The 13,311-nt window shown below is 64.1% G+C and carries 12 protein-coding genes; 3 read left to right on the top strand and 9 right to left on the bottom strand.

Annotated features, from left to right (window positions below):
• Positions 1-126: 126 nt before the first annotated feature.
• The gene (locus BMI89_RS17820) at positions 127-1,002 is read right to left on the bottom strand and encodes a Crp/Fnr family transcriptional regulator (protein WP_168176832.1); all 876 of its coding nucleotides are present in this window, start codon (positions 1,000-1,002) and stop codon (positions 127-129) included.
• Between the two features lie 649 nt (positions 1,003-1,651).
• On the opposite strand from BMI89_RS17820, the gene BMI89_RS17825 reads away from it, so the two are divergent.
• Positions 1,652-1,975, top strand: coding sequence for a hypothetical protein (locus tag BMI89_RS17825; RefSeq protein ID WP_078572198.1), 324 nt, complete (start codon positions 1,652-1,654; stop codon positions 1,973-1,975).
• Between the two features lie 16 nt (positions 1,976-1,991).
• On the opposite strand, the gene speB is transcribed toward BMI89_RS17825, so the two are convergent.
• Genes speB through BMI89_RS17855 form a run of 6 tightly spaced genes read right to left on the bottom strand, consistent with a single transcriptional unit; the run spans position 1,992 to position 7,183 of the window.
• Entirely contained in the window at positions 1,992-2,960 is a 969-nt protein-coding gene (gene speB / locus BMI89_RS17830; RefSeq protein ID WP_078572199.1) for an agmatinase, read from the bottom strand.
• A 13-nt stretch (positions 2,961-2,973) separates the two neighbouring features.
• Complete coding sequence (locus tag BMI89_RS17835; protein WP_078572200.1) at positions 2,974-3,705, bottom strand: 3-oxoacyl-ACP reductase family protein; 732 nt, start codon at positions 3,703-3,705, stop codon at positions 2,974-2,976.
• On the bottom strand, positions 3,702-4,469 hold the full coding sequence (locus BMI89_RS17840; RefSeq protein ID WP_210402177.1) for an SDR family oxidoreductase: 768 nt from the start codon (positions 4,467-4,469) through the stop codon (positions 3,702-3,704). The genes BMI89_RS17835 and BMI89_RS17840 overlap by 4 nt, the downstream gene beginning before the upstream one ends.
• Entirely contained in the window at positions 4,466-5,260 is a 795-nt protein-coding gene (locus BMI89_RS17845; protein WP_078572201.1) for an ABC transporter ATP-binding protein, read from the bottom strand. The genes BMI89_RS17840 and BMI89_RS17845 overlap by 4 nt, the downstream gene beginning before the upstream one ends.
• Positions 5,261-5,262: 2 nt before the next feature.
• On the bottom strand, positions 5,263-6,063 hold the full coding sequence (locus BMI89_RS17850; protein ID WP_078572202.1) for an ABC transporter permease: 801 nt from the start codon (positions 6,061-6,063) through the stop codon (positions 5,263-5,265).
• A gap of 58 nt (positions 6,064-6,121) precedes the next feature.
• Positions 6,122-7,183: an ABC transporter substrate-binding protein gene (locus BMI89_RS17855; RefSeq protein WP_078572203.1), complete on the bottom strand. Its 1,062-nt coding sequence runs from the start codon at positions 7,181-7,183 to the stop codon at positions 6,122-6,124.
• 138 nt (positions 7,184-7,321) lie between these two features.
• Between BMI89_RS17855 and BMI89_RS17860 the strand changes: the two genes are divergently transcribed.
• On the top strand, positions 7,322-7,954 hold the full coding sequence (locus tag BMI89_RS17860) for a TetR/AcrR family transcriptional regulator (protein WP_078523171.1): 633 nt from the start codon (positions 7,322-7,324) through the stop codon (positions 7,952-7,954).
• Positions 7,955-7,966: 12 nt separating this feature from the next.
• Positions 7,967-8,827 carry a polysaccharide deacetylase gene (locus BMI89_RS17865; RefSeq protein ID WP_078572204.1) on the top strand — a complete coding sequence of 287 codons (861 nt, stop codon included), beginning with the start codon at positions 7,967-7,969 and terminating at the stop codon, positions 8,825-8,827.
• Between the two features lie 89 nt (positions 8,828-8,916).
• Here BMI89_RS17865 and BMI89_RS17870 read toward each other — a convergent pair whose 3' ends face one another.
• Positions 8,917-11,136, bottom strand: a complete 2,220-nt coding sequence (locus BMI89_RS17870) for a choice-of-anchor F family protein (RefSeq protein WP_078572205.1) — start codon at positions 11,134-11,136, stop codon at positions 8,917-8,919.
• A gap of 357 nt (positions 11,137-11,493) precedes the next feature.
• A complete protein-coding gene (locus BMI89_RS17875) occupies positions 11,494-13,308 on the bottom strand; it encodes an ABC transporter ATP-binding protein (RefSeq protein ID WP_078572278.1) in 1,815 nt (604 codons plus the stop codon).
• Positions 13,309-13,311: the final 3 nt, after the last annotated feature.

The raw sequence follows: 13,311 nt of genomic DNA on the forward strand, positions 1-13,311 counted from the left end.
CTCCCGGGATGTGATCTGACACATCGCGAGCTTTGCCGCGCGTGAGGCCGCGCGCATTGACCACGATCAATGCAGGTTGCGCGATGTGTGATCCACCGAGACATTCCGGGCCGGCGCGTCCTCGTTCTATCGCTGCCCTCCGCGTGTGGCAAAGTCCGGTGTGCGCCCGGGCGCATGTCCCTCGGACCCGAGTTTTGAGACGGGTGCTTTTCCGCCCCTGGACCATGTCTCGCGTTGAGACAGGCGCGGTGCGGAATCGGGCTCGGCAAGGGCCGCGCCGATCCGCTCATTCTGGTATTTCGCAAGCCGACGCAGTCGTCCGAGATCCCTGACTTCGAGATGGTCGGGCGCAAGCAGGCGGATCGCGCCGCGCTCTTCGATCTGGTGCAGCGCCCGGCACAGGGTCTCCACCGTCATGTCCAACAGCGACGCCAGATCGCGCCGGGTCAGCACGATGCGAATTTGCGGTGTGCTTCCGTCGGGCGCACCGGGGAGTTGTTCGATCAGCCAAAGCGCGAGCCGCTGCACGGTGCTGCGCCCGCGCATTTTCACGACGCTCAACTGCAGCTCCTCGAACTGCCGGTTCAGCGCCGAGAGACAGCCGCGGAAGATCTGCGGATGCGCTTGCAGGAAATTGTGCCATGTCTGGCGTGGCATCCAGCAGATCGCGGTATCGGTGGCGGCCTCGCTGGAAAACCCGTTCACCTCGCGGTCCGGATCCCCGATCAGGTGCCCCGCGCGCAGGATTTGCAGAACGTATTCGTCCCCGCCTTCGGTCAGAACGACGACCTTCACCAGCCCGGAGGCGACGATACCGACCCGTTCCGCCACTTCGCCCTGAGCCGCGATCTCGGCGCCCTGGTGATAGGTTTCACGATAGCTGCGATGAGCAAAATCGAGGAGCGCCTCGCTATCGAAGGCGCTACAAAGTCCTGTCTGGCGCGCGATGCAGTCCTCGCATTTCGCGTCGACTTGCGGCCGTATGGCCTGAGTGTTGAACATATTCCCCCCCTTTATGCCCCCCGATCGATGGCAGTGGTCGGGCAACACGCGTCTTTTGTGACTGCAGGAATCTTGCCGCCTCAGGGGCCATCTGTCAGGCGCGAAATTGTAGAGAAATGTAAAATACGGAAATATGAGAGGCATTTCGCGCAATAATATTACGTATCGTGGCGCGCTGACTGACCTGCGGTGCGCCATCGGCGGAGTTTTGAAACGCGCATGAAAACGGCCCCGCCGGCCGAGCCTTGGGGACAGACGCGCGGTGGCCGGCGGGTTTCGCGAAAGGCTCTTCGAGCGGACTCGAACGGGTGAGGTAGCCCCAACCCTCCGCGAATATCCAAGTATACGCCCGCGCGGCGCGCGTGGCATTATTGGGCGTCAATCGCTACCACGACCGCGCAGGCTGCGGCCCTTCGTCAGGTTGCGCATCAACGCTCGGGTTTCGGTCCGCGCTCCGACCCAATCCAGTGCCGGAACAGTGAAAAGACGTGTTGCCCCTCCGGGCGCCCTGCGTGGATTGGCAAAACCCCGCCCAGAGAGCGCACCGAACCGGGTCTGCGCGGTTCGCATTGACGGCGGTCAATGGCGCGGCGGGCACGATGCGGTTTAGCTGAACGGGCCTCATAGCCAAGCTCGAAGGAGTGTGCGGATGTTTCGTTGGATCACCCCAGAAAACAGCCCTGACCTTCTACCGCTGCCGCGTAAGCCACGGCAGGACAGCCGCGCGACGAAGACCATTCCCTGGCCTTTGTCGGGCGCGCGCGCTGAGAAAACGGGACCGGATCGCGCGCTGGAAGTCTCGGCGCTGAGCGATCTCGGGCTCTCGACGCAGGAAATCGCGCGCTATCTCGGCCTCGCCCTGCAGGAGGTCGCCCGGCTGCAAGAGTCGGATCTCGACCTCGGCGCAAGCCTCGACAACAACATGACCCCGGTCTATCGCACCCACGCGAAAGATATGCGCCGCGTGGGCTGAGCGGGCGGCGCGGCGATCACCCGCGGGTCATGCGCACCGCCATCTGGCAGAGGATCTCGAACATCACCGAGACGCCGAGGAAAGCGGTCGCGCCGGACGGGTCGAAGGGCGGGGAGACCTCGACCAGATCGGCGCCGACGATGTTGACCCCGTCGAGCAGGCGGATAACCTGCAGCGCCTGATAGGAATTGGGGCCGCCGACTTCGGGTGTGCCGGTGCCGGGGGCGAAGGCCGGGTCGATGAAGTCGATATCGTAGGAGAGATAGGTGGGCTTGGTGCCGACGATCTCGCGCGCTTCCGCCATCACATCCTCGACGCCGCGGGCATGGAATTCCTCGATCGGGATCACGCGCACGCCGACGCTATCGGCGAAATCGCGGTCCTCGCTGTCATAGGTCGAGCCGCGAATGCCGATCTGCACCACGCGTTTCGGGTCCAGGAGACCCTCTTCGATGGCGCGGCGGAACGGCGTGCCGTGGGTGTACATGTTGCCGCCGAAATAGCTGTGGAACAGGTCGGTATGGCTGTCGAAATGTACCATGCCGAGCGGCTCGGGCGTGCCCAGCGCGCGCAGGATCGGCAGCGAATTGAGGTGGTCGCCGCCCGCCGTGATCGGGCGGATGCCATGCGCGCGGACGGTCTCGAAGAACCGGGTGATCCGGTCCATCGCATCCTGAATGTCGGCGGGGTTGGGGGCGACGTCGCCGAGATCGGCGCAGTTGACCATCTCGAAGGGGCGCACGCCGGTCGCACCGTTCTGCGCCCGGATCATCGTCGAGAGATCGCGCAGCTGGCGCGGCCCGTGGCGCGGGCCGGGACGGTTGGTGGTGCCGGAATCCCAGGGGCTGCCGATGAACCCGACCTGCACATCCTTCAGGCGCGGGTCGTCGAGTTCGACATGCGGCAGGCGCATGAAGGTCGGCACGCCCGCGAAGCGCGGCAGATCGAAGCCGGAAACCGGGTGGAAAAGGGGATCGCTGGACATGGGGTCGCTCCTGTCAGGTCATGACACTGCCACCGTTCACGCCGAAGCATTGACCGGTGATGAAATTGCTCTGCGGGCCCGCGAGGTAGCAGGCCATCGCGGCGATGTCCTCGGGCTGGCCGAACCGGGCGAGCGGCGTCGCCATGTCGATTGCCAGCTGTTCGGGGCTCATCGAGGCGGGGCTCGTCATATCGGTCTCGATCGAGCCCGGCGCGATGGCGTTGACGAGAATCTTCGGCGCAAGCTCGCGCGCCAGCGTCCGGGTCAGCGCGATGATCGCGCCTTTCGAGGCGGTATAGGCGGACATTTCCTCGCGCCCGAGAAAGCCCAGATCGCTCGCGATATTGATGATCCGGCCTTCCTCGGTGCGACGCACGAAGGCGCGCGACGCAAGGAAAGTGCCGCGCAGGTTCACCGCGATCACCCGGTCGAATTCGTCGATCTTCGTCTCGGCAATTGGGCTTTCGCGCAGGATGCCCGCGTTGTTCACGAGAATGTCGATCCGCCCGAACCGGGACATGACGGCGTCGAACATCCCCTCGACCTGTGCCTCGTCGGAGACATCGGCGGGCAGGGATTCCGCCTCGGTCAGCTTTTGAAGCTCGGCCAGCGTGTCGTGCGCCTGCGCGTCGTCGGGATGACAGAAGGCGACTTTCGCGCCCTGTTCGGCCAGCGCCAGCGCGATGGCGCGCCCGATCCCGCGCGAGCCGCCAGTGACCAGCGCGACTTTTCCCTGAAGGCTCATGACATTACCTCGCCGCGGTCGACGTTGAGCGCCTGACCGGTGATATTCGCGCCCGCCTCGGACGCGAGAAACATGTAAGGATCGGCCATATCGGCGGGCACCATCAGCCCGTCGATCGCTTGTGCGGCCATGATTTCGGCTTCGACCTCGGCCTCGCTGCGACCGCTGGATTGCGCCAGTTCCCGCAGCGAATTGGCCGCCGGTCCGGTCTTCACCCAGCCGGGGCAGATCGCGTTGACGCGGATGCCGCGGGGGCCCAGTTCCTGCGCCCATGTACGGGTCAGGCCCAGAAGCGCGTGTTTGCTCGCGACATAGGCCGAGAAGCCCGGCACGGCGGTGCGCGCCCAGATCGAGGCGGTGTTCAGGATGCGCCCGCCTTCGGGGATGCGCGAGATCAGCGCGTCGGTCACGTTCTGGGTGCCGGTGATGTTAATCGCCACGATCCGCTCGAAGGTCGCGTTGCCCAACGGGTTCGCACCGTTGAGCGGAGTGGGGCGTTCGAGCCCTGCATTGTTCACCAGCACATCGACACGTTCGATATCGGCCAGCGCCTCGGTCACCATCGCGGCGTCGGCGATATCGCAGCGGATCGCGCGGACCTTGCCGGGCAGGCTTTCGGCAGCGTCATAGATAGTCTTGGTTTCGGACAGGATGATCAGATCGGCGCCCGCGCGCGCGAAGCCTTCAGCAATGCCATAGCCGATCCCGCTCGAAGCGCCGGTCACCAGAACGGTCTTGCCGGTGAAGTCGAATGTCACGCTCATTCCTTGCCGCGTCCTTCCTCTCGCATCAGCCGCATCAGATGGGCCTCCAGATCGGAGTAGCCGTCGAGTTTCACGGCCCTTTCCTTGTCGGCGATGCGGGTGCCTTTCTTGAATTCCGGCACGATCACCTCTTTCACGCGGCCCGGATGGCTCGAGAGAAAGACGATCTTGTCGGCGAGGAAGATCGCTTCCTCGAGATCGTGGGTGACGATCACCATCGTCGTGTTGGTCTTCTCGGCGACGTCGATCATCAGCTCCTGCATCAGCCAGCGGGTCTCGGCATCGAGCGCACCGAAGGGCTCGTCCATCAGCAAGACCTCGGGGTCGTTGGCCAGCGTGCGCGCAATGGCGACGCGCTGACGCATCCCGCCCGAGAGCTGCGACGGGTAGGCCTCGGCGAATTTCCCGAGCCCCACGAGATTGATGAAGCGTTCCGCGCGTTCGCGGCGCTCGGCGGCCGGGACGCCGTTGATCTGCATCCCGAACTCGACATTCTTGCGCACCGTCAGCCAGTCGAAGGAGGTATAGGCCTGAAAGACCATGCCCCGGTCGCGGCCCGGTCCCTCGACGCGGCGTCCGCCGATGATGATCTCGCCGCCGCTCGGGGTCTCGAGCCCTGCGATCATGCGCAGGATCGTCGATTTTCCGCAGCCCGACGGGCCGAGCAGGACACAGATGGAGTTGCGTTCGACGGTGAAGCCCGCGCCCTCGACGGCGACCAGCTTGCGCCCGCCCGAGAGCTCGAATTCCTTCGAGATTTCGCGGATTTGCAATGCGGTTTCGGCACTCATGGTCACGCCTTTCTCAGATAGGGGAAGGCCCAGCGGTGCAGGGCGGAGAAAGTGAGGTCGAAGAGCAGCCCCAGCACCCCGATCACGACGATCCCCGACAGGATCTCATCGGTGTTCAGGAAGCGCCGCGCGCGCATCATCATCGCGCCGATACCGGTGGTGGAGGCGACGATCTCGGCGATCACCAGATAGGTCCAAGTCATCGCCAGCATCTGGCGCATCGCGGTCACGATATCGGGCAGCACGGCGGGGAAGATTACCCGGGCCACGACCTTATGGCGCGGTGCGCCCAGCGTCAGGGCGGTCTCGACCAATTCCTCGCGCACATTCTTGGTGTGATCCATGATTAGGGTGATCAGGAAGAAGATCACGCCGAGGAACAGCAACGCCAGTTTCGGCGCCTCGCCGGTCCCGAACCACATCAGTAGGATCGGGATGAAGGACGGCGCGGGGAGGTAGCGCCAGGCCGAGACGAAGGGGGCGAAGAAGGCCTCGATCGCGGGGAAGGACCCCATCATCACACCCAGCGGCACCGCGACCGCACTGGCAAGCGCGAAGGCGATCAGCACGCGGCTGATGGAGATCAGGACGTCGCTGCCGAACCCGCGGCTGAAGAACAGATCGAAAGTGGTCGCGAAGACCTGTTGCGGGGCAGGGACGAGAAGCGGGTTCACCAGACCGCTGGCCGAGGCGACGATCCAGATGCCGAAGAACAGCACCCAGATGGCGAGCGCGGAAAGCAGCTTCTGACGGCGGCTCACGGGCTTGCGCAGCTGGAGAAAGGGAGTGGGTCGGGCGCTCAAGGTAGATGCTCCGGCTTGGGGGAAGGGAAGCGCCGGGGATCGGCGCTTCCCGAGGGGGTCAGTGTGCGGTCAGGCTCTGGCGGTAGCCGGACTTGACCAGATCGCCCATCAGCGAGCAGTCGATGCCTTTCGACGCGTCGATCTTGTTTTCCATCAGACCGAGCTTGATCCACCAGTCATTGGTCATCGCGATCGAGTCGACCATCGAGCCGTTGGCCATGCCGAGCGGGCCTTCGCCGTCGAGCACGCCGCACAGGCGGGCGGATTCGTCAAAGTCCATCATGTAGATGCCGCCCTCGAAGGACTTGCCGTTGGTCCCGATGACGTAGCCGATATCTTCCTCGGGCCACTGCAGGAACGACGCGAGCATCTTGTTGGTCTCTTCGGTGTGCTGGTTCCAGTAGGCCAGCCCTTCCCAACGCGCTTTCAGCACGGCCAGCGCCGCCTCGCGGTCGTTGGCGATGAAGTTCTTGTTCATATACAGAGCGTCCATGAAGATCCCGGTCTTCAGCATCTCCGGATCGGCGGTGTTCACGATGGACCGCGCGCCGGGTTTTGCCTCGAGAACCTTGGAGATCCACGGCTCGTACATGTAGGCAGCCGACAGATCGCCCGACATCATCGGACCGACGGCTTCATCGGCATTCAGGTTCACCCACTCGACCTGATCGGGGGTGATGCCCTCGGAATCGAGCCAGATCCCCATCAGCAGCTGACCGATATAGGCCTGCGGGGCCGAGACCTTCTTGCCGGGCAGGTCGGCGGGCTCGGTCTCGGGCGCGAGGATGACGTGATCGACCCCGTAGGAGGGGTTGAGCTGGGCCACGTTCACCACATCGGTGCCGCGGTCCACGACCAGCGGCGTGTAATCGGCGGTGCAGCCATAGACGTCGAGCTGACCCGCGGCGAGGGCGGCATGACCGCCCAGCGGATCTTCGAAGATCGTGATGTTCAGATCGTAATCGGGGATCAGGTTCTTTTCCTTGGCGACTTCGAGCATGGCATAGCCCGGCCAGGAGACGCAGACCCCGACATTGACGGTTTCAGCGGCGGCAGCGGAGAGGCTGCCCGCGGAGAGGGCGACCGCGGAGGCGGCGGCGAGTTTGAGTACGGAGCGCATAAGCGGACCTCGCTGTTGGTATGGATTCTTGATCTTGTACAAAAACTTTATTCGATAAAAACTTTTATGCAATAAAAAATTTGTCTTGACCAAAGATGGGCAATTGCCGAAAACTGTTCGCAACCCTAGGAGGACTTAGTGAGCAATCTGCGCGCCCAACAAAAACAAGACCGTCGCAACCGCATCGTCACATCGGCCAAAGAGCTTTTTCGCGAGAAGGGCTATGACAAGACGACGATCGAGGCGATTGCGGTGGCGGCCGGCGTCTCGGGCGTGACGGTCCATAACTACTACGGAACCAAGGCCGGGGTGCTGCTCGCGCTGGTGATCGAAAGCGACAAGCAACTGCTGGAACGGCTCGATTCGACGCTGCCCGGGCCGGAGGCCGAGCTCGTCGAGCTGACGGTGGCTTTCGCGCACGAGATCATGGTTCACGCGATGCAGACGCTGGAGAAAGACATCTGGCGTCAGGTCATCGCGGCGGTGACGATCGAGGCGGGGACGCAGCTCTCCAAGGCCTATTTCAAGCTCGACGAACAGCTTGCCTCGGTGCTGGTGCGCCGGATCGAGGCGATGCAGCGGGACGGGCGGCTCAGCGCTGATCTGAACCCGCTCCATCTGGGCCGGGCGCTGTTCCAGCTGCAAAACGCCCGTTTCATCCAATTCATTTCCACCGACGCCGCGCGCCGGGACGAGATCGAGACCTGGCTGCGCAACGATCTCGTGGCGCTGTTCTCGGTGACGCTCCCGGTGCCTGCCGATCCTTCCTGAGCGGAGAGTGACATGTTTCTCAACCCGATCACCTGGCCCGAGGGCAAGCGCAGCGCCGCCTGCGTAACCTTCGATATCGACGCGGATTCGCTGATCCGCACCGCGCGCCCTGAGGATGCCGAGCTGCGCCTGCAGCCGATCTCGATGGGCCGCTACGGGCCGACGGTCGCCGTGCCGCGCATCCTCGAGACCTATCGCCGTCTGGGCTTGACCCAGACCTTCTTCATGCCCGCCTGGGTGATGCAGAATTACCCCGAGACGGTCGAGGCGATCCTGAAAGCAGGGCACGAGATCGGGCATCATTCGTGGATGCACGAAGACCCGATGGAGCATTCCGACGAACGCGAGGCGGAGCTGTTCGAACGCGCGCTGGAGGTTCATGTCACGATGACGGGCCGCGAGCCGCGCGGCTATCGCGCCCCGGTCTATTCCTTCACGCCCGCGATGCTCAATCGCTTGATCGAGCACGGGTTTCTCTATGACAGCTCGATGATGGCTGACGAGTTGCCCTATCTGGTCGAGACGCCGAAAGGCAGCCTGATTGAGGTCCCGCCGCATTGGGGCACCGACGACTGGCCGCCCTTCGCGCATTTCGGCGAGATCGACTACCTGATGCCGATCCGCGCGCCCTCCGATGGCATCCGTGCCTTCGCAGAGGAATTCGACGCGATGCACGAGGCGGGCGGGTTCTGGATGCCGGTTCTGCACCCGTTCCTGACGGGCCGTCTGGCGCGCTGGCGCGAGATGGAGCGTCTGCTGGAGCGCGCCGTGGAGGCGGGCGACGTCTGGTTCGCGCCGATGGAAGAGATCGCCAGCCATGCGAAATCCGGGGCGTCGACGCTGCGCCGGGAACGGATCGGAATGGAGGCGTAGCGCCCTCTGCGAACGCGACTAACCTGCGAAAAGAAATGCACCGCGACGCTGAAAAGCGCCGCGGTGTCTTCGTTTAGGCCTGTGAGCGCTCAGAACTTCGCGTTGAAGGAAAGCTGCACCGCGTGGCTCTCATAGTCGCTCGAGAAGGTCCCCGAGATCCCGGCATGCAGGCTGGAGGAGAACGTCCCGGTCTGGCCGAGCGGCACGTCGATCCCGACATCCGCCGTCACCCAGTTCATGTCGAAGCCATCGACCGGGGTTGCGCTGGAGGGCAGCCCGACGAAGGCGGTCTGAACGAGCTGATCGTCGCCGCTGACCTTGTTGTACTTGATCGCACCGGACAGGGTCGGGGCCTGTGCGCTCGAAGACAGCGCATATTGGCCACGCATCCCGGCGGAGGCGACGGTCACGGTGCCGGATTGATCCCCGACGGACAGGTTCCACGCGCCCGCGCCGGTCTCGTCGAAGCCGTCCACCGAGAGGTGATACATTTCGAGTGAACCCGTCGGGCCGAAGCGAAGACGATCTTGCCCGAACATGTACTCGGCATCGATCGCGCCGAAGACCTGATGGCCATCCGTGCTCGCCCGTGCGGTCGATCCCATGACATTGCGGCTCATGTCGTAGGAAAGGTCCTGATAGCCGATCATGAACTGCGCCGCGCCGCCATTGCCGAAGGCCGTCCGCACGAAGCCACCGACGAAGCCGCCGGAGCCATCGATGCTGCCACGGCTCTGATCGGCATCGGAGGTGCCGTCCGAGTAGCCGCCGAAGAGGCCGGCCGAGACTTGATTGCCGATGAATTTCTCGCCGCCCAGCATCATGTAATGCGATTTGACGTCGTAGCCGATCGCATTGGTGGTGCGGTCGTAATTGGCTTTCTGCGCCCCCGCCGAGACGAAGGCATAGGTGTCGTCGCCGATCTTCCACGAGGTCGGCCCGCCCATCGTCGAAAGCGTGACCGATCCGTTCTGCGTCTGCGCAACCGGACGACCGATCCCTTTCGTGATGTTCTGCCCGAACTCGAAGCCGACAGCGCCAAAGGCGGGCAGGAAGCTGTAGCCCGTCGTCTCAAGCATGTCGTTGCGCGCGACCGGATCCGTGATCGCCATGATGTCGCTGATCGCGCTCTGATAGGTCCCTGCGTTCCCGATATCCAGATAGGGGATATTGGCGGCCGCATCTAGACGCCCGGCGGTCGCGAACTGGTAGGGGGTCGCCGTTTGCTCCACGATCGGCGCGAAGATCGGCGCGATGCGCATCGTGACGTTGCTGCCTGCGACATCGCCGAGATCGATGATGTAGTTCAGGTTCAGGTTGCGAAGATCCTCGACCACGTCCTGCGTGTAGAGGCCATTGGCCTGCATCGCCGCGACGATATCGGCAGGCACGGCGCCGCCGCCGGTATAGCCGAGATCCGCGACCGTCACGCCCAGCGAGTCGGCCATCGCCTGCAGCTTGCTGTCCAGATAGGTCGAGCTGTCGACGCCCAGATTGCCGTACTGCCACTGGCCGGCGCTCAGGTTGTACCACGCGATGAGCTGGGCCTCGTCCGAGGCGACGGCCGTGCCGGTCGCGTCCCAGAAGATCGCTTTCGGCAGCATGCTGTTGTCGATCAGCGAGTTGCCGAAATAGGTGGCCAGAACGCTATTCGACAGGTTCGTCGCGTCGAGCGTGTTGGCGTTGTTCGCAATGGTCATCTCGGCGGAGGTGCTGTCGAAGAAGCCGATGCCTGCCTCTTCCTGACCGCCATCGCCGAAGAGCCCGTCGGGCAGGTTGAACTTCGAGATGTAATCGGGATCGAAGAGTGCCGCGGTCTGGGGGTCGCTCGGGTCGAAGGGGGTGAAGCTGTCACCCGAGCCGGTGCCGAGCTGCACCTTGAAGGCGATAATGCGGGCGCCGGTGAGGTTCGAGGTCTTGCCGTAGGTATAGTATTCCGTGATGCCGCCGCTCGATTGCGTCGAGAGCATGATATCCATCGGCGTCGGGCCGGTCAGCTGCGTCTTCACCCGTTTGCCCGAGCCGGGAGGGGCCGTGCAAGTGAAATCCGGCGTGTTCGCCATCAGGCAGTTGGTGATGTCCTTCGGATTGTTCGTGTTGGGAAAGTCGGCGTTGACTTCCCCCGTCACGGCCTTGAGGCCGGGCGGCTGCACGCCTTCCGCCGGATCGGAGAAGATAAGACCATCGCCGGTCACGCTGATGACGGGTGCGTCATCAAAGGTGCCCGACCAGGCCGGAGTCCCGAGGCACAGCAGCAAAGCGGCGGGCGCTACGGTGCGTTTCAAATTGGTGAGTAGTGTATTCGACATTCTTTGTCCCCATTCCCCAAGGCAAACGCTACGACAAGAAATCGTACGTCAATCGAGCCACTCTTTACGTAATTGAACTGACAACCTGTCCGTGCGTTTGCCTCGGCGCGTTTCAGAAGTTCCCTCGCACGGACTTCAGTCACCGCGCTAAGCTTCCGCCCGGAAGCTTTCTTTGATTTGTATCAATGATTTGGTGGGGTGTTCGGGGTGTTGCGGAAAAGAGACGGGGTGGATGTCGGTTTTGCTTTGCCGCCTATGAATGGCCTTGAGAAGGGGCTGAGGTTTGCAGCCCGAAAACGGCCTTGAAAGCACAGGGCGGCGCGGAGATTGGCCGCCCGCCCTGTGCGCGATTTCGTGCTATTCCGCCGCCGTCTCGGTCGGCATCGCGGGCAGGTCACTATCTGCCACGAGATGCCCGTCTCCGAGATTGCGCAGCATCAGGCGCTGCGGTCCGGTGCCCAGCTTGTAGACCGGGCTCGGGACCTCGCCGGACAGGCGCGGGGTGGGTTCGCGGACCTTGTCGGGATCGGGGATCGGCACGGCCGCCATCAGGCGCTTCGTGTAGGGGTGCTGCGGCGATCCGAAAATCTGCGCGCGCGTGCCCATCTCCACGATCTGGCCCATATACATCACCGCGATCCGGTCAGAGATATTCTCGACCACCGCCATGTCGTGGCTGATGAAGAGATAGGCGATGCCGAATTCGCGTTTCAGCGCCTCGAGCAGGTCCAGCACCCGCGCCTGCACCGACACATCCAGCGCAGAGACGCTTTCATCCGCGATGATCAGTTTCGGTTGCAGCGCCAGCGCACGGGCGATGCAGATCCGCTGACGCTGACCGCCCGAGAACTCGTGGGGATAGCGATCGAGCTGATCGCGGGTGAGGCCGACGCGCTCGAAGAGGCCCGCGACTTTCTCACGCTGCTCCTCGGGGGAGCCGATCCCGTGAATCACCAGCGGCTCGGCCACCAGTTCGCCCACGCGCATCCGCGGATCGAGCGCCGCCATCGGGTCCTGGAACACGATCTGCACGTCGCGGCGCATCTCTTTCATCTTCGCGCCGCTCAGCCCGCCCATCGTGTGGCCCGCGACCTCGATGCGGCCCTGATGCGGTACGAGGCCGGTCAGCGCCTTCGCGATGGTGGATTTGCCGCAGCCGCTTTCACCGACGAGCGAGAAGGTCTCGCCCTCCATGATATCGAAGCTGACGCCCTCGACGGCATGAACCCGGTGCGTGACCTGCGACAGGATCCCGCCGCGAATGTCGAAATGCACCTTCACGTCGCGCAGCCGCGCCACGGGTTTCGCATCCGGGGATGCGCCGGCAGCACCGCTGCCATCGCCCATGCGCGGCACGGCGGCCAGAAGGTCCTGCGTATAGGCCTCGCGCGGGGCGGTGAAAATCTGCGAGACAGCGCCCGTCTCGACCGCCTGACCCTGTTTCATGACGATGACCCGCTCGGCCATCTCGGCCACGACGCCCATGTCATGGGTGATCAGGATAATTGCGGTGCCCATCTCGCTTTGCAGATCGCGCAGCAGGTCGAGCACCTCGCGCTGCACGGTCACATCGAGCGCGGTGGTCGGCTCGTCCGCGATCAGCACGTCGGGGCGCAGGGCCAGCGCCATTGCGATCATCACGCGCTGCCGCATGCCGCCCGACAACTCATGCGGATATTGGGTCATCCGGCGCTCGGGTTCGGAGATACGCACGCGGCGCAGCGCCTCGAGCGCGCGGGCGCGGGCCTCGCGTTTCGAGACCGGCTCATGCGCGCGGATCGCCTCGGAAAGTTGCAGGCCGATGCTCAGCACCGGGTTGAGCGACGTCATCGGCTCTTGGAAGATCATCGCGATCCGGTTGCCGCGCATCGCGCGCATCCGGCTTTCGGGCAGGCGCGTGAGGTCTTCGCCCTGGAAGCGGATCGCGCCGGAGCTGACCCGCAGGGCAGGGGGCGGCAACAGCCCCATGATCGCCAGAGAAGTGAGCGATTTGCCCGAGCCGCTCTCGCCCGCGATGGCGATGGTCTCGCCGCGCGCGAGCGTGAAGCTCAGATCGCTGACCAGCGCCCGCTCGTGCCCCTCGGAGCGCACGGAGATCGTGAGACCTTCGACGGAGAGCACCGGCTGGGCGGGCTCCGGGGCCGTGACAGCCCCGGCTTGCGTTTGTTTCATTTC

The sequence above is a fragment of the Thioclava sp. F36-7 genome (assembly GCF_002020075.1).
In the GTDB taxonomy this organism is placed as follows: domain Bacteria; phylum Pseudomonadota; class Alphaproteobacteria; order Rhodobacterales; family Rhodobacteraceae; genus Thioclava; species Thioclava sediminum.

Coding starts and splice junctions, on each gene's coding strand:
- BMI89_RS17820 (WP_168176832.1), bottom strand. CDS start 1,002: ATGTTCAACACTCAGGCCATACGGCCGCAAGTCGACGCGAAATGCGAG.
- BMI89_RS17825 (WP_078572198.1), top strand. CDS start 1,652: ATGTTTCGTTGGATCACCCCAGAAAACAGCCCTGACCTTCTACCGCTG.
- speB (WP_078572199.1), bottom strand. CDS start 2,960: ATGTCCAGCGATCCCCTTTTCCACCCGGTTTCCGGCTTCGATCTGCCG.
- BMI89_RS17835 (WP_078572200.1), bottom strand. CDS start 3,705: ATGAGCCTTCAGGGAAAAGTCGCGCTGGTCACTGGCGGCTCGCGCGGG.
- BMI89_RS17840 (WP_210402177.1), bottom strand. CDS start 4,469: ATGAGCGTGACATTCGACTTCACCGGCAAGACCGTTCTGGTGACCGGC.
- BMI89_RS17845 (WP_078572201.1), bottom strand. CDS start 5,260: ATGAGTGCCGAAACCGCATTGCAAATCCGCGAAATCTCGAAGGAATTC.
- BMI89_RS17855 (WP_078572203.1), bottom strand. CDS start 7,183: ATGCGCTCCGTACTCAAACTCGCCGCCGCCTCCGCGGTCGCCCTCTCC.
- BMI89_RS17865 (WP_078572204.1), top strand. CDS start 7,967: ATGTTTCTCAACCCGATCACCTGGCCCGAGGGCAAGCGCAGCGCCGCC.
- BMI89_RS17870 (WP_078572205.1), bottom strand. CDS start 11,136: ATGTCGAATACACTACTCACCAATTTGAAACGCACCGTAGCGCCCGCC.
- BMI89_RS17875 (WP_078572278.1), bottom strand. CDS start 13,308: ATGAAACAAACGCAAGCCGGGGCTGTCACGGCCCCGGAGCCCGCCCAG.